15 protein-coding genes are annotated in these 20,886 nt (G+C 24.6%); 13 read left to right on the top strand and 2 right to left on the bottom strand.

Translation table 11 applies throughout. The features are described 5' to 3' along the window. Positions 1 to 90: 90 nt before the first annotated feature. Positions 91 to 939, bottom strand: coding sequence for a class I SAM-dependent methyltransferase (locus ACZ5EC_RS03190; RefSeq protein ID WP_464303520.1), 849 nt, complete (start codon positions 937 to 939; stop codon positions 91 to 93). Positions 940 to 1,590: 651 nt separating this feature from the next. Between ACZ5EC_RS03190 and nuoE the strand changes: the two genes are divergently transcribed. The 6 genes from nuoE to ACZ5EC_RS03160 all read left to right on the top strand — a co-directional run bounded on the left by nuoE (position 1,591) and on the right by ACZ5EC_RS03160 (position 10,211). After that, positions 1,591 to 2,061 carry an NADH-quinone oxidoreductase subunit NuoE gene (gene nuoE, locus ACZ5EC_RS03185; protein ID WP_464303519.1) on the top strand — a complete coding sequence of 157 codons (471 nt, stop codon included), beginning with the start codon at positions 1,591 to 1,593 and terminating at the stop codon, positions 2,059 to 2,061. Between the two features lie 89 nt (positions 2,062 to 2,150). Further along, positions 2,151 to 2,804 carry a (2Fe-2S) ferredoxin domain-containing protein gene (locus ACZ5EC_RS03180; RefSeq protein WP_464303518.1) on the top strand — a complete coding sequence of 218 codons (654 nt, stop codon included), beginning with the start codon at positions 2,151 to 2,153 and terminating at the stop codon, positions 2,802 to 2,804. Continuing rightward, entirely contained in the window at positions 2,752 to 3,900 is a 1,149-nt protein-coding gene (locus tag ACZ5EC_RS03175; protein ID WP_464304149.1) for an NADH-ubiquinone oxidoreductase-F iron-sulfur binding region domain-containing protein, read from the top strand. The genes ACZ5EC_RS03180 and ACZ5EC_RS03175 overlap by 53 nt, the downstream gene beginning before the upstream one ends. A 45-nt stretch (positions 3,901 to 3,945) precedes the next feature. Beyond that, positions 3,946 to 7,182: an FAD-dependent oxidoreductase gene (locus ACZ5EC_RS03170; protein ID WP_464303517.1), complete on the top strand. Its 3,237-nt coding sequence runs from the start codon at positions 3,946 to 3,948 to the stop codon at positions 7,180 to 7,182. Between the two features lie 44 nt (positions 7,183 to 7,226). Continuing rightward, on the top strand, positions 7,227 to 8,570 hold the full coding sequence (gene gdhA / locus ACZ5EC_RS03165) for an NADP-specific glutamate dehydrogenase (RefSeq protein WP_464303516.1): 1,344 nt from the start codon (positions 7,227 to 7,229) through the stop codon (positions 8,568 to 8,570). Between the two features lie 348 nt (positions 8,571 to 8,918). Continuing rightward, positions 8,919 to 10,211, top strand: a complete 1,293-nt coding sequence (locus tag ACZ5EC_RS03160) for a Glu/Leu/Phe/Val family dehydrogenase (RefSeq protein ID WP_464303515.1) — start codon at positions 8,919 to 8,921, stop codon at positions 10,209 to 10,211. A gap of 206 nt (positions 10,212 to 10,417) precedes the next feature. Here the strand turns inward: ACZ5EC_RS03160 and ACZ5EC_RS03155 are convergent, their stop codons facing one another. Further along, positions 10,418 to 11,743, bottom strand: coding sequence for an MFS transporter (locus ACZ5EC_RS03155; protein ID WP_464303514.1), 1,326 nt, complete (start codon positions 11,741 to 11,743; stop codon positions 10,418 to 10,420). A 585-nt stretch (positions 11,744 to 12,328) separates the two neighbouring features. Between ACZ5EC_RS03155 and ACZ5EC_RS03150 the strand changes: the two genes are divergently transcribed. The 7 genes from ACZ5EC_RS03150 to ACZ5EC_RS03120 all read left to right on the top strand — a co-directional run bounded on the left by ACZ5EC_RS03150 (position 12,329) and on the right by ACZ5EC_RS03120 (position 20,356). After that, positions 12,329 to 13,654, top strand: coding sequence for a glutamate mutase L (locus tag ACZ5EC_RS03150; protein ID WP_464303513.1), 1,326 nt, complete (start codon positions 12,329 to 12,331; stop codon positions 13,652 to 13,654). Positions 13,655 to 13,685: 31 nt separating this feature from the next. Further along, the gene (locus tag ACZ5EC_RS03145) at positions 13,686 to 14,819 is read left to right on the top strand and encodes an alanine/ornithine racemase family PLP-dependent enzyme (RefSeq protein ID WP_464303512.1); all 1,134 of its coding nucleotides are present in this window, start codon (positions 13,686 to 13,688) and stop codon (positions 14,817 to 14,819) included. 132 nt (positions 14,820 to 14,951) lie between these two features. Further along, entirely contained in the window at positions 14,952 to 16,178 is a 1,227-nt protein-coding gene (locus tag ACZ5EC_RS03140; RefSeq protein WP_464303511.1) for an L-threonylcarbamoyladenylate synthase, read from the top strand. A 90-nt stretch (positions 16,179 to 16,268) separates the two neighbouring features. Further along, the gene (locus ACZ5EC_RS03135) at positions 16,269 to 16,871 is read left to right on the top strand and encodes a YigZ family protein (RefSeq protein WP_464303510.1); all 603 of its coding nucleotides are present in this window, start codon (positions 16,269 to 16,271) and stop codon (positions 16,869 to 16,871) included. Between the two features lie 12 nt (positions 16,872 to 16,883). Then, a complete protein-coding gene (gene alr / locus ACZ5EC_RS03130) occupies positions 16,884 to 18,023 on the top strand; it encodes an alanine racemase (RefSeq protein ID WP_464303509.1) in 1,140 nt (379 codons plus the stop codon). Between the two features lie 605 nt (positions 18,024 to 18,628). Next, complete coding sequence (locus tag ACZ5EC_RS03125; RefSeq protein WP_464303508.1) at positions 18,629 to 19,438, top strand: LysM peptidoglycan-binding domain-containing protein; 810 nt, start codon at positions 18,629 to 18,631, stop codon at positions 19,436 to 19,438. A gap of 51 nt (positions 19,439 to 19,489) precedes the next feature. Then, positions 19,490 to 20,356 carry a tetratricopeptide repeat protein gene (locus ACZ5EC_RS03120; RefSeq protein WP_464303507.1) on the top strand — a complete coding sequence of 289 codons (867 nt, stop codon included), beginning with the start codon at positions 19,490 to 19,492 and terminating at the stop codon, positions 20,354 to 20,356. Positions 20,357 to 20,886 lie beyond the last annotated feature (530 nt).

Raw genomic sequence — 20,886 nt, 5'->3', positions numbered from 1 at the left:
ATCTTACTTTTTTTTGATTATCGTTTTATAATACTTTTCAATTTAATAATTTGTATTAGTTAATAATTTATATTAACTGGAAAATACAACTTATTTTTTTGTTGCAACTAACAATCTTACATATTTTCTATAATAAAAATTTTCTTTAAAATCTTTAAAAATAAAATTTGATAGAATCTTTTTCCAATCTCTTTTTACAAAATCAGCAGCTAGAGGGCATTCTATTTTAGTTATTGCATACCTCGGAATAAAAGATGCATTATCAACTTCAAATTCGTTATAATCCAGAATTGCAAATTTTCCTCCAGGTTTAAGCAAATTATATGCATTTTTTATAATAGTTTCTCTTTTTTCCTGGATAAATCCATGTAAGACAAAAGAAATAAAAACAAAATCAAATTTATTGAACAAATCTATATTTTTTTCCTCATTAAAAATATTTTTAAAAAAATAAAGATTCCTTGATTTTTCAATATAGTAATCATCAATTTCTTCAAAATAATTATTTTTACCTCTAGATAGAATTTCTTCTAAATCTATTTTTGATAAATTTTTTTCACTTTCTTTATACACATACATTGGTACTTTTTTAAAATCGATATTTTTAAAATCATTATCAATTAGAGTTTTCAAAATGGAAAAATTTTTACTATTACATTGTTTTCTGAATTTAGAAATCATTTCATTTCCAATGTCAAAACCCAATATTTTTGTATTATCTCCTGAATATTTTAAAATTAATTTATCATTTTTACCTGTACCTGAACCAAAATCAGCAACCATTGCACCATTAAAAACATTTAAATCTTTTATGGCATTTTTAATAAATCTTGAATATGTTCCAAAAGTAATCAAATTCATAACAAAATCATAATGTTTAGCCTCAAATCCTTTAACTTCAACTTTTGACATATCCTGGGTTAATTTTTTGTTATCCATATTTTCCTTCTTTTAACTTAATATTTTTAATTAATTTCAAGTAGTATATATTTTTATTTAACTGTATTTTATTATTTTATTAAAATTATATTTATTTTTTTGTATTCTTTTGTTTATGTTTTTTTAACACAAATTACAGAAAAAAAGTTAATTTTTATAAATATATTAATTAATGTATTATTCAGATTTAAAATTAGCTTAATATTTAAACATTTTTTTTCAATAAAAATTCTATTATCAATATTATATTCCATTCATTATTTTTATAAATATTTGTTAATTATTATTAAAATATATTAAAATAATATTATTAATATATACCATAATATTATTAAGTTATTCTTCATCAATATCTTAATATATTAAGTTATTAATTTACTCATGCTACGATTAGTATCATGCATAATATTTTATTTTCTCAATATTTGCTAAAATAAAACAATTTTTTTATTAATTATTTTTTTATTATTAATTAAGCATTATTATTATTTTATTAGGCATTAGATTTATTTTTTTAAGTATAATATGCTTATAATATTTTATAATTAATTTTATTCCTATTATGATTTGTTTTTTACCTTAACATTTTATCAATATTTCTTGACAATTATATATCGTTATATTAAATAAAAAAAAAGTATAGGAAATTATATGGATATAAAATCAACAATTCTGGAAATAACTAAAAAATATAAAAATGATAAAGGAATTTTAATTCCACTATTGCAAGAAATACAGGAAAAAATAGGTTATTTTGATGATAATATAGTTAAAATACTATCAGATGAAATCAATATACCAGAAACAGATATATTAGGTGTTATTTCATTTTATACCCAATTTAAATTAAATAAACCTGGAAAATATATTATTAAAGTTTGTCATGGTACAGCGTGTCATATTAATGGAGCAGTTAGAGTTCAAGATAAAGTTGAAGAATTATTAAATATCAAGACCAATCAAACTACTGAAGATGGGTTATTTACTTTAGAAGAAGTTGCATGCCTGGGTTGTTGCTCCTTAGCTCCAGTAATGATGATTAATGATCAAACATATGGTAAATTAAATGATAAAAAAATTGAACAGATTATAAACCAATACAAAGAGACTGAAAAAAAATAAATAAAATAAATTTTTAAATTAATAAGATATTAAATAGTAAAAATAATTTAATTAGCAACAAAGTCAAAAAAGCTTTTAAAGGAAAAAGGATGAAAACAATAAAGGTAGGTTTAGCAAGCTGTGGAATTTCTGCTGGAGCAGATAAAGTTTATAATAAACTAACTTCCTTTTTAAATGAAAACAAAATCGATAATGTAAAACTTGAAAAGGTAGGTTGTATTGGTAAATGTTATCTTGAACCTCTAGTAGATATTGAAATTGATGGAACTAAATATACCTTTACCCATGTAGATGAAAAAAAAGCTGAAGAGATAATAGAAAACTATATAAAAAAAGATAATTTACCTATCTTAAAACCACTGGATTTCAAAAAACAGGTTAGAATTGTTTTAAGAAATACTGGAATAATAAATCCAGAGAATATTGAAGAATATATTCAAAGAGATGGATATAAAGCTTTAGAAAAAGTATTGACTTCAATGAAACCTGAAGGAGTTATTGAAGAGATAAAGAAATCAGGATTAAGAGGAAGAGGAGGAGCAGGCTTCCCAACAGGTTTGAAATGGTCCTTTGCTGCTAAAACAAAAAGTGATGAAAAATATTTTGTTTGTAATGCGGATGAAGGTGATCCTGGAGCTTTTATGGATAGATCTGTTCTTGAAGGTGATCCTCATTCAGTAATTGCAAGGAATGATTATTGGAGCATATGCTATTGGTGCTACTCAAGGTTATATATATGTTAGAGCAGAATACCCTTTAGCAATTAAAAGACTTAACATTGCATTAAAACAAGCAAGAGAAAGAAATTTATTAGGTAAAAATATATTAGGGACAAACTTTTCATTTGATATTAAACTCAAACAAGGTGCAGGTGCTTTTGTTTGTGGAGAAGAAACTGCATTAATTCATTCAATAGAAGGAAAAAGAGGGATGCCTCGTAAACGTCCTCCTTTTCCTGCTCAATCTGGAATCTGGAATAAGCCAACAAATATTAATAATGTTGAAACTTTAGCAAATATAGCATGGATTATTTTAAATGGAGCAGATAAATTTGCATCTATTGGTACAGAAACTTCAAAAGGGACAAAAGTATTTGCTTTAGCTGGAAAAATTAAAAATACTGGTCTTATTGAAGTACCAATGGGTACGACTTTAAGAGAGATTATTTTTGATATAGGTGGTGGGATTGTTGATGATAAAAAATTCAAAGCTGTACAGTTGGGTGGTCCATCTGGTGGATGTTTACCTGAATCTCTAATTGATACAAAGGTTGATTATGAAGATTTAACTAAAACAGGAGCAATAATGGGCTCTGGTGGAATGATTGTAATGGATGAATCGACCTGTATTGTTGATGTTGCAAGATACTTTTTAAATTTCACTCAAAATGAATCATGTGGAAAATGTACATTTTGTAGAATTGGAACAAAAAGAATGCTTGAAACACTTGAAAGAATTACAAGCGGAAAAGGAAAAATTGAAGACCTCGATATGTTAATTGATCTGGCAGCAAAAATTAAAAAATCTTCTTTATGTGGTTTAGGACAAACTGCACCTAATCCTGTTCTAACAACAATAAAATATTTCAAAGATGAATATCTTGAACATATAAATGAAAATAAATGTAGAGCGAAAGTTTGTAAAGATTTATTAGAATATAAAATTATACCAGATAAGTGCACAGGATGTACACTATGTGCAAGAGTTTGCCCTGTAAATGCAATATCTGGTCAAATTAGAAAACCTCATGAAATTGATCCTCAAAAATGTATTAAATGTGGACAATGTTATAATGCTTGTAAATTTGATGCTATTGAAATTTTAACAGGTATTAAATAAAACAATTATATTCTAAAATTCAATATGTAAAAAATGGAGTATAAAATGAATAAAAAGCTAATAAATTTTAAAATTGATGGAAAAGAATATGCAGGTTATGAAGGGGAAACAATACTTGATGTTGCCAGAAGAAACAATATTTTTATTCCAACTTTATGTGAAGATAAAAATTTAAATCCTCAAACTTCCTGTTTTTTATGTATTGCAGATTTAAAAAATGCAAAATCTTTACAACCTACCTGTGCTACTAAAATTTTTGATGGACTTGAAGTAACATTAACTTCAAAAGAGATTGTAGAAACAAGAAAATCAAATTTAGAACTTTTACTCTCAAATCATTTTGCTGATTGTTATGCTCCATGTAAATTAGCCTGTCCTGCAAATGTAGATGTACAAGGATATATAGCTTTAGGTAAAAGAAAACAGTTTAAAGAAGCCATTAAACTTATTAAAGAATCAATCCCAATGCCTGTAACAATTGGTCGAGTATGTCCAAGACCATGTGAAGATGCATGTAGAAGAAATTATATTGATAAACCAGTAGCAATTGATGATATTAAAAGGTATATTGCTGATAAAGATATTTTTTCTGATAACCCTTATAAACCTGAAATGAAAAAAAACACAGGAAAAAAAATTGCAATTATTGGCTCTGGACCTGCAGGACTTTCCTGTGCCTATTATTCACGAATCAATGGACATCAAGTAGATATTTATGAAAGAATGCCAAAACCAGGTGGTATGCTAAGATATGGTATCCCTTCATATAGATTAGATAAAAATGTACTTGATAAAGAAATAAATCTTATACTTTCCTTAGGAATTAATATATATTATAATAAAACTTTTGGAAAAGATTTTACATATAAAGATCTTTTTGATAAAGGGTATGATGCAATTTTTATTGCAATAGGTGCACAAAAAGGATCTTCTTTAAAAACTGAAGGAACTCATTTAAAAAATGTAATTTCTGCAGTTGATTTTCTAAGAGATGTTCAATTTAACAAATATGATCAATTAACTGGAACCGTATATGTTATTGGTGGAGGTAATACTGCTATAGATGCTGCTAGAACAAGCTTAAGATTGGGAGCAAAAAAAGTAATAATTGCATATAGAAGAACTGAACATGAAATGCCAGCTAATAAAGAAGAGATAGAAGAAGCTAAAGAAGAAGGTATAGAAATCAGAACATTGGTAAATCCTACAAGATATATAGGTAATGGAAATTTAGAAAAAATAGAATTTATTAAAATGGAATTAGGGGAACCTGATAATTCAGGAAGAAGAAGACCTATACCAGTAGTTGGTTCTGAATTTATAGAAGATGCAGATTATGTTATAGAAGCAATTGGTCAAAAAATTGATACTGCTGGTTTAGAAGAATTTGAAAAAGAGAAAAAAGGCTGGATAATTGTAAATCCTGAAACTTTTGAAACATCTATAAAGGGTGTATTTTCAGGTGGAGATTGTGTTGTTGGTCCAGATATTGTTGTTACAGCTCTTGCTCATGGTAGAAAAGCAGCTTATTCAATTGATCAATATTTAAAAACTGGTGAAACAAAAGCTGAAGATCGATTAAAATTTTATATCAGGAGAGATGATTTTAGAGATATAACAGAAAAAGATTATCAAGGATTTGAAAAAATTGAAAGAAATCAGGTTCATAAACTGGAACCAGAAAAAAGAAAAAATAGTTTTAAAGAATTTAATTATGGTTTTACCGAAGATGATTTTGAAAGGGAAGTTGATAGATGTCTTGAATGTGGTTGCCAGGATGTAAATGAATGTAAGTTGAGAGAATATTCTTACACATACAATGTTGACAAAACCCTTTTCTTTGGTGAACATAAAGAAATCCCTTATGATGACTCACACCCTTATATTTTAAAGGAACATAATAAATGTATTAATTGTGGAAAATGTATTGAAGTTTGTAAAGAAATAACTGGACTTTCTATTTGGGGTTTTTATGGTAGAGGATTTACAACAAAAGTAACAACAAAATGGAATATTCCATTAAATGAAACCTATTGTGTTTCATGTGGTAATTGTATATCTGTATGCCCTGTAGGTGCATTAACTGAAAAACAAATATCTTTACCAATGGGTCCTTTTAAAAATGAAAAAGTTTCAACAGTATGTACAGGATGTGGCGAACTTTGTGATATAGATATTGAATTTAAAGGAGAGCTTCCTGTAAAAGTAGTGTCTGATAAAACTCTTTGCTATATAGGTAAATTTTCATGGGAAAATCAATATATTAATTCTAAAATTAATCTTGATAAAAAATCTGGAAACTATTTTTCTGAAACTATAAATAATAAAATTAAAGATATAAAAGAGAGTAAAAATCTATTATTTTTAAATCCATTTTATCCCATTGAATATTATGAATCACTAAAAAAATATTTTATAAACAGTAAATTTTTATCTTTTGAAATAATAAAAGATGTCAATATATTAAATATTTTTGTGCAAAATAATATTGATTTATTAAACACTGATAAATCAATTGTCAATAAATTCAATAATTTTGTAATTTTTGATAAAATTAGTGATAATGAAAATGCAGTATTTTATTATAATCTATTTAAAAAAGGTTGCAACTTTTATGTAAACAAAGAAGAATTAAACCATAAGCATTACAAAGAAGCGCATTTTATTGATATTTCACAAATTGATTTTAATAGTTTTAATTATAATGATTCACTTTTAATTTTAAATCCTTCTAATATTTCAGATTTTATTATCAAAGACAATAAAGATAGAAAAAAAGAATCTATTCATAACTTAATTATTAAAAATCTTACTTCATTTAAAAATCATTTAATAATTTACAAATACCCAAATTATTTATATTTGTTAGATTTTATACTAAAACAAGATCCTGATTTTCTAAATCAAGTTGAATACAATAATATAATACTATTTAACGAAAAGATTAATAATTTAAAGATACAATCAATTTTTAATTTTAATAATATTATAAGATTTGAATATTTTGACAATAAATTTCCAATAGATCACTTCTTTACTTTTAATGGGCACATTGTTTCTAACGACCTTAAAATAAAAAAATTAAATCCTTTTAGAAATTCTTTTGTTTCATATGACTTTTTTAATATTTCAAAATCATCCATCAATGAAAAATTAATAAATAATTTAATTAATAGTATAAAAGCTGAACAGTTTGTAGCTAAATTAGAAATATTTAATAATTATATTAATAAGAATCTTGAAACAATATTATCTTCTTTTGAAGAAACAAAAATATATTAAAATTTTTATCCTAAAAGATAAAAATTAAATTAAAGGAGGAAATTATGAGTAATTATGTACAGGAAGTTCTTGACAAAGTAAAATCTAAATACCCCTGGCAAAAAGAGTTTCTGCAGGCTGTTACTGAAGTTCTAAAATCCTTAGAACCTGTTGTTAACAAAGAACCTAAATACAGAGAACACAAAATACTTGAAAGAATTGTTGAACCTGAAAGAACAGTTATGTTTAGAGTTCCCTGGCAGGATGATAAAGGCGAAATCCATATAAATGTTGGTTACAGGGTTGAATTCAATAGTGCTATCGGTCCATACAAAGGTGGGTTAAGATTTCATCCAACTGTAAATTTAGGAATTTTAAAATTTTTAGGTTTCGAACAAATTTTTAAAAATTCATTAACTGGTCTTCCAATGGGTGGAGGTAAAGGTGGTTCAGATTTTGATCCTAAAGGGAAATCGGATAATGAAGTAATGAAATTCTGTCAGAGTTTTATGAGTGAATTGTTTAGACATATTGGTCCAAATACCGATGTACCAGCTGGTGATATTGGTGTTGGTGGTAGAGAAATAGGTTATTTATTTGGAATGTACAAAAAATTAAGAAATGAATTTACAGGTGTTTTAACTGGAAAAGGACTAAATTGGGGAGGTTCTTTAATTAGACCAGAAGCAACTGGATACGGACTTGTTTATCTTGTTGAAGAAATGTTAAGATCAAAAGGTGAATCTTTAGAAGGTAAAAAAGTTGCAATTTCAGGTTCTGGTAATGTTGCGCAATATGCAGCACAAAAAGTTATGGAATTAGGTGGAAAAGTTTTAACTTTATCAGATTCAAGTGGTGTTATTTATGATGAAGATGGTTTAAATCAGGAAAAATGGGAATTTGTAATGGATCTTAAAAATAATCGAAGAGGAAGAATCAAAGAATATGCTGAAAAATTCAAAGTAAAATATGTTGAAAAAGGAAGACCATGGAAACTTGGTAAATTTGATATTGCTTTACCTTGTGCTACTCAAAATGAACTTGATGAAAGCGATGCTAAAGAATTAGTTAAAAATGGAGTAATTTGTGTTGGTGAAGGTGCTAATATGCCTTCTACTTTAGAAGCAATAGATGTATTCTTAAATAATAAAGTTTTATTCGCACCTGCTAAAGCTGCTAATGCTGGTGGTGTTGCTGTATCTGGTCTGGAAATGTCACAGAATAGTTTACGATTAAACTGGACAAGAGAAGAAGTAGATAAAAGATTAAAAGATATCATGGTTGGAATTCATACAAAATGTGTTGAAGCTTCTGAAGCTTATGGTTTCCCTGGTAATTATTTAATGGGTGCAAATATTGCAGGATTTAAAAAAGTTGCTGATGCAATGATTGATCAGGGATTGGTATAAAAACAAAAAAGCTATATAATTTCTAATATGTAGAAGTTTTTTGTTTAGTATTTTTAAATACTATTTCTTATAAAAATACTATCAAATTATAGAATTTTAAAATTGAGCTGCCTCAGAATTGAGGCAGCTTTTTTTACATTCATAGTAACTTTATTTATATTGCTGATGAAAGTGGGGATCAAATTATAATTCTTGAATATCTATTACAATAGAGTAGTAGAAAATTCCTATATAAAAAATTAATTTATTTAATTACTTCTTAAATTTAACTTAATTTTATTATTTTCTTGACACTTTTTTGTTACATGATTAAATGAGTCATAAATATTATTAGGTGGAGGTACCTAAATGTCTAACAATAAAAACTTTAACCCTTTTAAAATGGCTCAAAGACAATTTGATGCTGTTGCTGAAAAACTTAACTTACCACAAAGTGTTAGATCTCTTTTAAGAGAACCTACAAGAGTAACTGAGGTTACTATCCCTGTAAAAATGGATAATGGGGAAACAAAAGTATTTAAAGGATTCAGAGTAAGACATTCTACAGCTAGAGGACCTGCAAAAGGTGGTATTAGATTTCATCCTGATGAAACTCTAGATACTGTAAAAGCTTTAGCTATGTGGATGGCTTGGAAAACAGCTGTTGTAGATATACCTTTAGGTGGAGGAAAAGGGGGTGTTATTGCTGATCCTAGAATCATGAGTGAAGGGGAACAAGAAAGATTATGCAGGGGATATATTAGAGAATTTGCAGATCTTATTGGTCATGATATTGATGTTCCTGCTCCAGATGTCTTAACAAATCCTCAAATGATGGTTTGGATGATGGATGAATATGAAACAATTACAAGACAGAGAAAACCAGGAATGATTACAGGAAAACCAACTGAAGCATTCGGTTCTGCTGGTAGAACTGAAGCAACTGGTTATGGTGTTATTTTTACTGTAAGAGAAGCTATGAAAAATTTAGGAATTGATATTTCTAAAACAACTGCTTCTATTCAAGGTTTTGGTAATGTAGGACAATATGCTGCTCAATTGTACACAAAATTAGGTGGAAAAGTTGTAGCTATTTCTTGCTGGGATTATCATGAAAAAAAATCTTTTACATTTAAAAGTGATAATGGTATTGATGTTGATTTCTTAATGTCTATTGTAGATAAATTTGGAACTATAGATAAAGAAAAAGCAAAATCAAAAGGTTATGAAATTCTTGATGGTGATGTATGGATTGAACAAAAAGTTGATCTTTTAATTCCTGCTGCAGCAGAAAATATGATAAGAGAAGACAATGTTAATAAAATACAGGATACTGTAAAAATAATTGCTGAAGCAGCTAATGGACCAACAACTCCAGAAGCTGATGAAGTAATTAAAAAAAGAGGAATTTTAATTATTCCTGATTTCTTATGTAATGCTGGTGGTGTTACTGTATCATATTTTGAACAGGTACAGGATAATACAAGTTTCTACTGGTCAAAAGAAGAAGTATTGGAAAAATTAGATAAAATAATGACTAAAGCATTTCATAATGTTTATAAAGTTTCTAAAGAAAAGAATGAATATATGAGAGACGCAGCATATATGATAGCTATTAAAAGAGTAGCTGATAATGTAAAATTAAGAGGTTGGGCTAAATAAATTATTAACTTTATTTCAAAAAATAAGAATAAAAAAGAGGACTGCCTTTTAATGCGAAGACAGTCCTTTTTTAATTTCTTTTTATAAATTTTTATTTTTTTTATTACAAATTATTTATTTTAAAATACTTAAGGTTAATTATTTTTATTAATACTTAAATTTAATTGTTTTTATTAATCTATTTCTTATTTAATTAACCAGCAGCATTATATTTTACTATTTACAATTTCTGACCTTTCTCTTAAATATTTTTTAAGTTTTTCTCGATCCTTTTCAAAAGTTAAAGCAACTAACAAAAATATAATTCCACATGGCAACCACCAAAAAATTGAAAAATTCATTGTAAATAAAAATCCAAATCCCATTAATAATCCACCTAATGCAGGCCCAAAACCCTGCCCTAAATTATCTGTTATATTAAATATTGCAAAAACAGAACCTCTTTGTTCAGGCCTGTTAACATTCATTAAAATTGCTTTTACATTTGCTGATGGAACAGCAACTAAAAAACCAGCAATAAATGATAAAATATAAAATTTTATTATTTCTGTGCCATTTACAATATTAATTGGTATATTTAAAACAAGAAAAGCAGGTATTATTCCTATTAATACACCAATTCCACATAATAATGGCATATATTTTGGTCTTTTTTTATAAAGTTTTTCAGCAACATAAGCAAAAACAATAGCTCCTATAGTAGCACCTATACCTAATAATAAATATATTGTAGTAGCCATTTCTTTTGAAAGACCTCTTACTTTTTGCATAAATAAAATTAACCAATACCCTATAATACCCCATGGTATAGTACCAAATATACCCTGTAGAAAAGTAAGAATATTAGTCTTATTTGAAAAAATAATTTTAAGGTCTTTAAATGATATTCTAGGATTATATTCAATTCCTTTTTTGAAAAGCTTTTGTAGTTCTTCTTCTGTTTGACCTCTTTTTGGATCTTTAGCATAAAATGCAAATATTAATACTAAAGGAAAATTAGGAGTTGCAGCAAGAATAAAAGACATTCTCCATCCATAACTATTTGTTAGATAACCAGCCAAAGAAGGTCCCACCAACATTCCTATACTCCATGCTACTCCTAACCAAGCTGCAGCAGTTGCTCTGTGTTCTTCTTTAAAATAATCTGAAAGAAGAGAAAATGAAATAGGGTATATTCCACCAATACCAATACCGGTTAAAATTCTTAAAATAGTAAAACTATATATATTTTGAGTAAAAAATCTGATTCCAGTTAAAAAACATGGAATTTCACCAATTAAAACTGTTAAAACTAATAATTTTTTTCTGGAAGTTTTATCAGAAAAAAAACCAAAAAGTATACTCATAAAAGCGCCTACTAAAGTAAAAGCTGAACCAATATATCCTAAAACAACATCAGAAACTTTATATTCTGATGCTAATTCAGGTAAAATAGCAGACATAATTCTTTGATCAGCATAAAGAAAAACTGACATAAAAATTAATAAAAATAAAGTTGTTTTATCCCTTTTACTCATTCTAATCTCAGTCATATAACCTCCAAATTTTTATAATTTTTGATAATTAAATATTCTGAAAAATACAATCATAAATAAAAATTAAAAAAATCATTTATACTTAAAAATCAATTTAATTTTTTAATTAAAGTATTTTAGTAAAAAGAACTTATAAAATAAATCTTTTAAAAATTTTGTATAATTAAAATTATTATAAAATATTTTTATTTACAAACACAATTATTTGATTAGCTTTAAGCAAATTGTTTACTCTTTTACAAACTTTTATTTATAGCATTATTATTTGATATTATTTTATAACTAATTTATACACTATTAATGACATAACCTACATTTTTTTAAACAATTATTTTATTAACACTTATATTTTAATTATAAAAGATATTTTTAATATTTAAATTACTTAAATACAAATATCTTAAAAATGATTTTCTTTAAACACAAAGAACATGTATTATTTTTAATAACTTAACAAGTTCAATTTTAAATTATGTTATTATTTTTTATACTTATTAACAATATTTATAATTTATTTTTATTGATAATTTATTTTTTTCACGTTAAATAAAAAAAACTAAAAAAACTAATAAAAGGATTTTTATGAATTTTGATGTATTGGTTATTGAAGTGGGATCTACAATTACTAAAGTTAATGCATTTGATAAAATAGGTACAGATAACCCAATTCATCTTGGACAGGGTATTGATTTAACAACTGTCGATTCTGATGTTAATATTGGTGTAGAAAAAGCTATAAATAATTTAAAAGATAATTTAGGAACAAAAAAAATCAATTTTGGAGAAATTCTAGCTAACTCATCTGCAGCTGGTGGATTAAAAATGGTTGCAACTGGATTAACATGGGATATGACAGCTAGAGCAGCAAAAGAAGCTGCACTTGGAGCTGGTGCAGTTTTAAAATATATTACAGCAGGTCCTCTAACTAAAACTGATTTAAGAAAAATATCAGATGCTAATCCAAACATTATCTTATTTGCTGGTGGAGTTGATTATGGAGAACAAAAAGTTGTTCTTGAAAATGCTGAAAAACTAGCTTCTCTAAACTTAAATATTCCCTTAATTTTTGCAGGAAATAAAGTATTAGAAGATGATATTAAAGAGATTTTTAAAAATACCAATTATCTATTGGAAATTGTACCAAATGTATATCCATCTATAGATGAATTTAATATTGAACCTACTAGATACAAAATTCAAAAGATATTTTCAGAGCATATTATTCATGCAAAAGGGATGGATTCCTTAAAAGAAAAAGTAAAAAAAGAAATTTTACCAACTCCATTTTCGGTTTTAAAAATAACTGAACTTTTATATGATGAAATAGGAGATATTCTGGTATTTGATGTTGGCGGTGCAACTACTGATGTGCATTCTGTTACTGAAGGGGCTACACTTTTTAGAAAAATGTTATTAGATCCTGAACCCAAAATTAAAAGAACTGTTGAAGGGGATCTTGGAGTATATGTTAATGCTAAAAATGTAAAAAAATATTTAGAAAATGATAATATAGATGTTGATCTAGTTTATTTGAAACCATTACCAGGAAAAAAAGAAGAAATTTATTTATCAATAGAATTAACTGATAAAGCTGTTAAAACTGCATTAGAAAGGCATGCTGGAAAAATCATAAAAGTATTCACTCCAGAAGGTCAAAAAAGATTTATTAAAGGAAAAGATTTAACAGCTATTTCAAATATAATAGGAACAGGAGGAGCATTAACACGTTTAGAAAAGGGGAAAGAGATATTAAAATCAATTAGAATTGAAGAAGTATATAAAAATCTATATCCAACAACAAAAGCAAAGGTTTTTATAGATAAAAAGTATATTTTTTCATCATGTGGTTCTATTTCATTAATAGATAAAAAAGCTGCAATAAAACTTGCATTATCATCAATAAAATAAAATTAAAAAATATAAAATTTAAAGGATCAATATGAGTTCAATTCTTGAAATCAATCTTAAAAAAATTGCTCATAATATTAATTTTTTAAATGAAAAGATTGTTAGACATGGTGGTCAATTATTTGCTGTCACAAAAGTTGTATGTGCTGATAAAAAAATAGCTGAAACTTTCATTAAAAATGGAGTTTATGGACTTGCAGATTCAAGATGGCAAAACTTAAAAAAAATAAAAAACTATAACTTTTATATTGAAAAAATAAAACAAGGGAAAAAAATACCTTTAATGAATCTTAGAATACCATCTCTTTCAGAGTTACCATACATTATAGAAAATTCTGATATTTCACTAGTTTCAGAAATTAAAACTATTATTGAAATGGAAAAAATTGCATCTATAATTAACAAAAAATATGGTATTATCATAATGATAGACCTTGGTGACCTTAGAGAAGGGATTATACCAAAAAATGCAAAATCAATTGATAAAAAATTATGGGAACTAGAAATTGATAATTTCTTTAAAAACTTACCACCTTTAAAATATTTGTATATTTATGGTATAGGTACTAATTTAGCCTGTTATGGAGGTGTTGAACCTTCAGACCAAAATATGGATCTTCTAGTTCATTTAAAAAATTACATAAACAATAAATTTCATTTAAACATAAAATATATTTCTGGAATAAATTCCTCAGGTATCCCTTATTTTTTAAATAACAAATTATCAAAACAAATTAACAATTTTCGATTAGGTGAATCAATTTTGCTTGGTGTAAATGTTTTAAATAGAAACCCAATTAAAGGGATGTATCAGGATACTTTTATATTGAAAAGTGAAATTATTGAATTAAAAGATAAACCCTCAATGCCAATAGGAAATAGAGGACAAAATGCTTTTGGAGAAATTGTTCATTTTGAAGATAAAGGAATACAAAAAAGAGCAATTCTAAGCATTGGAAGACAGGATGTAATAATTGATGGACTTAAACCATTGGATAATGATATAAAAATTTTGGGAGCTTCATCTGATCATATGGAAATTGATCTTACTAAATCTAAAAAAATATATAAATTAGGTGATTTTTTAGAATTCATTCCGAATTATGGGGCACTATTGGCTTTAACTACTGCTAATGAATATGTAGAAAGAGTTTATATAAACTAATTTTAAAACAACAAAAAAATATTTATAAATTTTTGAATATTATTAAATATTATAAAATTTGATTATTTCTAAACTAAAAGATATAAACAAAAAAATGATAATTTAATTTTAAAAAGGTTAAATTTAAAAGTTATGATTTTAAAAATAGATAATTTTAATAATTTCACTATTACTGATATTGAAAAACTAAAAAAATGTTCAAAAGAATTAAATAATGATGGTATAGTAGCATTTCCTACAGAAACTGTTTATGGAATTGGAGCTTCAATTTTTTCTGAAAGAGGGATAAAAAAGATATTTAAAGTTAAGAGAAGACCTCAAGACAATCCATTAATTGCTCATATAAGTTCCTTAACAATGATTGAAAAACTTGTAGAATTTTCTGATGAAATTCAAAAATATTTATTCTTTATACTTGCTAAAAAATTATGGCCAGGACCAATTAGTTTTGTGTTAAATGCAAAACCTGATATTCCTAAAATAGCTACTGCTGGATTAAAAACAATTGCTGTTAGAATGCCTGATAATCCCATTGCGCTGAAACTAATAGAGTTAACTCAATCTCCTGTTGTTGCACCTTCTGCAAATTTATCTGGAAAACCAAGCGCAACTACTGCAAGTGATGTATATCACGATTTTAAAGAAAATATACCTTATATACTTGATGGCGGTAAAACCAATATAGGAATTGAATCTACAGTTGTAGACCTAACAGAAGAAAATATTGTTATTTTAAGACCCGGATTTATAACAAAAGAAGATTTAGATAAAATAATAAAAAATTCTGATATTTTAAATAAATTTAATAATATAAAAGATAATAGTTTAAAAGTTAACATTTCTAAAAGATTAGAGGTAAAATATCTAAAAAATAATTTAATCCAAGTTAAATCACCTGGAATGAAATATACTCATTATAAACCAGATGCAAAAACCTTTCTTTTTGATATTAAGTATTTAAAAGTAAAGCAATTCAATAAAATTAAAAACTTAATAGAAGAAATAATACAAAATAATGATGTTTTATTTCTAATATTAAGTAAAGAAAAAGAAAATTTAATTAATTTTATAAAAACACATATAAAAACTGGATATAATATTAAATATTTCGAAAGTATAAATTCATTTGAATCATTTTTAGATATTAATAAAAATAGGTATAACAAAAAAAATAGCAATTCTATCTTGATTATTGGATTTAATAATATTTATTCTTATGCTTCATATTTATATTACATTTTTAGATTAAGTGATAAAAAAAAGATAAAACATATATTTTTACAAAAACCTGATAATAGGGGATTTGGTATATCATTAAACAATAGACTAATTAAAGCTTCAGATGTAATTATAAAATAAAAATATTAAAAAAAAATAATCATAATAATTACAAATGAATAAAAATTTTTAAAAGTATAAAGAAGATATATAAGAAGGATTTTCTTTAAGATGACTAATGAAAATAAAAAAATTTATACGATTTCTAAAGATTCCATAAGTGAAATAACAGTAAAAAAATCAAAATTTATCTGTAATATTAAAAAGGTTTTTTCAGAAAGTGATGCAAAGGAATTTATTCAAAAAATAAAAAATAAATATAGTAATGCTACTCATAATGTTCCTGCATACAGAGTTTTTGAAAATGGAACTATTAAATTTTATTATTCAGATGATAGAGAACCTGCAAAATCTGCTGGATATCCTATTTTCAATATTATTGAAAAAAAAAATTTAGTTAATATTGCAGTAGTAGTTACTAGATATTTTGGAGGTATTAAACTTGGAATAGGGGGATTAATTAAAGCATATTCAGAAAGTTTATTAAAAGCATTAGAAAACAATTCAATTATTGAATATAAAGAAACTCAAATTATAAAAATTATAATTAAATATCATGATATTAATTTTGTTAAATATAGTGTACGACAAGTAGGAGGAACAATTTTAGAAGAAAAATATCTTGATAAAGTCCACTTTAAGATTGAGATAGAAAAAAAGAAAGTTTCTCCTTTTTTAAATTTCCTAAAATCAAAAATAAATTTGGAAACTTAGGAGGATACATCAATGACAAATAATCTTTATAACATTGACTTCAAAGGAAAAAGAAGAACAGCAGCAATTATTGATTTAAATGCGATAAAGCAAAATATTATTAAAATTAGAAATAAAGTAGGAAATAGGGTAAAAATTTGTCCTGCTGTTAAAGCTGATGCTTATGGCCATGGAGCTGTTGAAGTTTCTAAAATGCTGGAAAATGAAAAACTTGTAGATTATTTTGGTGTTGCTACAGTTGATGAGGGTATTGAGTTAAGAGAAAATGGAATTAAATTACCAATAATGCTTTTTAGTTTAATTATGGAAGATGAAGCTACAAAAGCTATAAAAAATAATTTAACTTTAACAGTTGCAAATAAAGAACTTGTTAATGCAATTGGTAAAGAAGCAGAAAAATTACAAATTAAAACCAAAATACATATTAAAATAGATACAGGAATGGGAAGAATAGGGTGTAAACCTGAAGAAACTATTGATATTGCAAGACATATCCTTAAATATAAATATTTAGAATTAGAAGGATTACTCTCCCATTTTCCGATTTCTGATGAAAAAGATAAAACATTCACCTATAAACAAATAGATATTTTTAAAAATGTAATAAAAGAGTTAGAAGAAAACAATATATTTATAAAAATAAAACATGTTGCAAATAGCGGAGCTATTCTTGATATTCCAGAAAGCTATTTTGATATGGTTAGGCCTGGAATAATGATTTATGGTCATTATCCTTCAAAAGAAACTTCTGAATCAATTAAATTAAAACCAGCTATGGCATTAAGATCTGAAATATATTTTATTAAAAGAGTAAAAAAAGGTACATCAATTTCTTATGGAAGAACTTACTTTACAGAAAAAGATACTTATATTGCAACAATTCCAGCAGGTTATGCAGATGGGATAAATAGATTATTATCTAACAACCATAATGTTATTATCAATGGGAAATTCTATCCAATAGCAGGTAGAGTTTGCATGGATCAATTTTTAATAGATTTAGGTGATGATTTTTATCCAATAGGAACTGAAGTATTTATTTTTGATCAAAATAATTATACTGCGTCTGATCTTGCCTGGAAAATAAATACTATTCCCTATGAAGTAACATGCTGGGTTAGTAAAAGAGTTAAAAGATACTATATAAAATAAAAACAATTGATACACTAAAAACAATTATTTTAATAAAATTACTTAAATAAACTGACATTTAAATATAATACTAATTTTTTATACCAGATTATTACTTTTATTTTAACAATTATTTTATATTTTTACTATTCAATAGTTTTCTTTTTAATAATTATTTTATACTCTTTAATTTTCAATATATAACTTAATTATTTATTATATATATCCTTTAAAAATTTGATTAATAAAATATTATCATTTTATTATTTAGTAATCTAAAACATAAAAAAAAGAATTTAACCTTTAAAAGAATAAAGATTTAACAAAATTGTTTCGTTTATTATTTAACATAATAATCATGCAATTTTTCTCCTAATCTTGTTTCTTTTATATACACCTGTGTATTTTTACCTCCCTATTAATATTATTAATTTTTATATTTTTTTATTATTTTCCAATAACATGTTATGTTTTTTTATACTATTTTTTTTGTAATATCGCAAGTAATAGATTATTGTAATTGTTGCTTAATTTTATTAACACAATTTTATTTATCAATAAACATATTAAGGCGAAAAGAAATAAAATTATAACTATTTTTTGATGCTATATTAAGGAGCAAAAATATGACATCTTATAATGAAAAACTGGATTATAATAAAAATCATGTTAAAAAAAATAATTTTTTAATGTTTTTTTTAATATTTTTATTGTTAGTCCTAATGGTAACATCTGTTTTAATTTTTAATAGATTCACATATTCATCTAAAAACATTAAAAACATATCTTCTAATTATGAACTTAAATTTATTGATATCTATCAAGAAGTTCCAGCTATTGAAGCAAAAAGTGAAGCTGATGAATCATATCAAAATATAGTTCTTAATAAAGAAAAAACTGAATCTTCTACTATTATAGAAGAAAAAAAAGAAGTTAAACCTGCTGTTGAAACAAATAATAAAACAACCACTAAAGAAGTAGCTACTAAGTCAACTGAAGAAATCACAACTAAATCTTCAACAAATATTATTACATCAAGAAATATTCAAAGATATCATAATATTTTGTTGCAGCAATTTAAAAATGTAAAAACTATCAATTATAAAGTAAAATGGGGTGACACTTTATGGAAAATAGCTATCAAATATAATACTACAGCACATACAATTTATGTTCTAAATGCATTTAACAACCCAAACTTAATTTATACAGGTCAGATAATTAAAGTACCTGTAAATTTCACTCTTAATAAAAACAAAACAAAATCTATATTATCTAAACTAATCAATAACAAAACTTCATACAATATAAATAAAGATTGTAATATGTTTGTAAATAATTTTTACATAAACACATTAAAATTCTCTGATTATTATTTAAACAATCAATATTTTAATGGTAATTCTATTTTTAAATTTGAAAAAATTAATATCTAATTAAAAAAAAATATCTTTTAAAAAAAAATTAATCTATTAAATTAATAAAGTATGAAAAATTATAAAATTAATGATAAAAAATTATACACATTAAAATTAATTGCACTTTTAATTATTATGTTATCATTTTTTTTCATACCTTCTTTTGTAAATTCTATTTTGGCTCAGGACAACAATGCTAATAATGAAAACAATCCTGATACATCCTGGATTGACAAAATACAAGGTGATAAATACTACTATTTAAAAGATTATTCAAATGCTATAATTTATTATAATAAAGCTTTACAAAAAAAAATAGACTATCCTGAAGTTTATTATATGTTAGGAAAAATTTACAAAGAAAAACAATTGTATGATCTTTCAATCTACTATTTTGGATTAGCAGAAAAATACAAAAATAATTTTGAAATAAAAGAATTTGAGATCTATTTATATTATGATATTTCAGAAACTCTTTTCTATTTAAAAAAGTATATGCTTTTTTTAGATTATAATTTTAAAATTCTAAAAAAAGATTTTAACTTCAAATATTATAATAGAAATATTTATTCTCTTATAAATATTTTACCAGAAGGTTATTCAATATATGGTAAAGCATATTTTAGAATAGGGTATTACTATTTTTTTAGTGGTAATTTTCAAAAAGCATTAAAATATTTAGTATATTCTAGAATTTATAAATATAGAGAAGATATTTCATATTTTCTATTGTCTAAAATATTCTTTTTAACTGGGGACATGACAGAATACAAGAAAAATGAATCTATTGCATACTCTTTAAATAATAATTTAAAATTATTTGATTCTAAAATCAATTGGAAAACAATCCCTTTTTCTCAGGAATATATAATCAAATTGGAACAATTAATAAATGAATTTAATGGACATTTTTATTTAAAAAGGGATAATAAATAAAAAATATTTAATATAAAAATAATTTAAAGAAAAATATTATTTTATATCTTTTTTAAATTTTTTTTCAATTTCTAAACAAAATTTTATTTTCTAAATTCACTTCAATTGAAAAATGATCTTAAAACAATCTTTTTATACTATTTATACAAAATTTCATAATAAAAAAAACATATAACATAATTTTCAAAACATTTCTAATATTATTAAAAATAGCATAAAGCAAACATAAAGAGCAAATCAAAAAAAAGATTTTATTTATTATAGTAAACATAATATATATTATGGGAAATTGCTTAATTCATTTTTTCTTTTTTTTTCTTTTCATTTTAAATTTTTTTACCAATAATTTAATCAAATTATACATCACTTATATAAATAAATTACATAAAAACCTGTTAGCATTTCTATAATATCCATGATAATAAATATTGTAATTGTTACTATTTGTTGTTTAATACATAACATATAATAAAATTTTATGCTTAAAATCACTTATACAATCAATTTACTATTACTATTATAATAATCAA

The organism is Exilispira thermophila (genome assembly GCF_055389015.1).
The sequence above is the reverse complement of the archived record's forward strand: the minus strand, read 5'-3'. Positions and strand labels throughout refer to the sequence as shown.

What these genes read in the sequence shown, in the direction of transcription:
- ACZ5EC_RS03170 (WP_464303517.1), top strand. Translation starts at nt 3,946, where the DNA reads ATGAATAAAAAGCTAATAAATTTTAAAATTGATGGAAAAGAATATGCA.
- ACZ5EC_RS03160 (WP_464303515.1), top strand. Translation starts at nt 8,919, where the DNA reads ATGTCTAACAATAAAAACTTTAACCCTTTTAAAATGGCTCAAAGACAA.
- nuoE (WP_464303519.1), top strand. Translation starts at nt 1,591, where the DNA reads ATGGATATAAAATCAACAATTCTGGAAATAACTAAAAAATATAAAAAT.
- ACZ5EC_RS03155 (WP_464303514.1), bottom strand. Translation starts at nt 11,743, where the DNA reads ATGACTGAGATTAGAATGAGTAAAAGGGATAAAACAACTTTATTTTTA.
- ACZ5EC_RS03140 (WP_464303511.1), top strand. Translation starts at nt 14,952, where the DNA reads ATGATTTTAAAAATAGATAATTTTAATAATTTCACTATTACTGATATT.
- ACZ5EC_RS03190 (WP_464303520.1), bottom strand. Translation starts at nt 939, where the DNA reads ATGGATAACAAAAAATTAACCCAGGATATGTCAAAAGTTGAAGTTAAA.
- ACZ5EC_RS03145 (WP_464303512.1), top strand. Translation starts at nt 13,686, where the DNA reads ATGAGTTCAATTCTTGAAATCAATCTTAAAAAAATTGCTCATAATATT.
- ACZ5EC_RS03120 (WP_464303507.1), top strand. Translation starts at nt 19,490, where the DNA reads ATGAAAAATTATAAAATTAATGATAAAAAATTATACACATTAAAATTA.
- ACZ5EC_RS03125 (WP_464303508.1), top strand. Translation starts at nt 18,629, where the DNA reads ATGACATCTTATAATGAAAAACTGGATTATAATAAAAATCATGTTAAA.
- ACZ5EC_RS03180 (WP_464303518.1), top strand. Translation starts at nt 2,151, where the DNA reads ATGAAAACAATAAAGGTAGGTTTAGCAAGCTGTGGAATTTCTGCTGGA.
- gdhA (WP_464303516.1), top strand. Translation starts at nt 7,227, where the DNA reads ATGAGTAATTATGTACAGGAAGTTCTTGACAAAGTAAAATCTAAATAC.
- ACZ5EC_RS03175 (WP_464304149.1), top strand. Translation starts at nt 2,752, where the DNA reads ATGATTATTGGAGCATATGCTATTGGTGCTACTCAAGGTTATATATAT.
- alr (WP_464303509.1), top strand. Translation starts at nt 16,884, where the DNA reads ATGACAAATAATCTTTATAACATTGACTTCAAAGGAAAAAGAAGAACA.
- ACZ5EC_RS03135 (WP_464303510.1), top strand. Translation starts at nt 16,269, where the DNA reads ATGACTAATGAAAATAAAAAAATTTATACGATTTCTAAAGATTCCATA.
- ACZ5EC_RS03150 (WP_464303513.1), top strand. Translation starts at nt 12,329, where the DNA reads ATGAATTTTGATGTATTGGTTATTGAAGTGGGATCTACAATTACTAAA.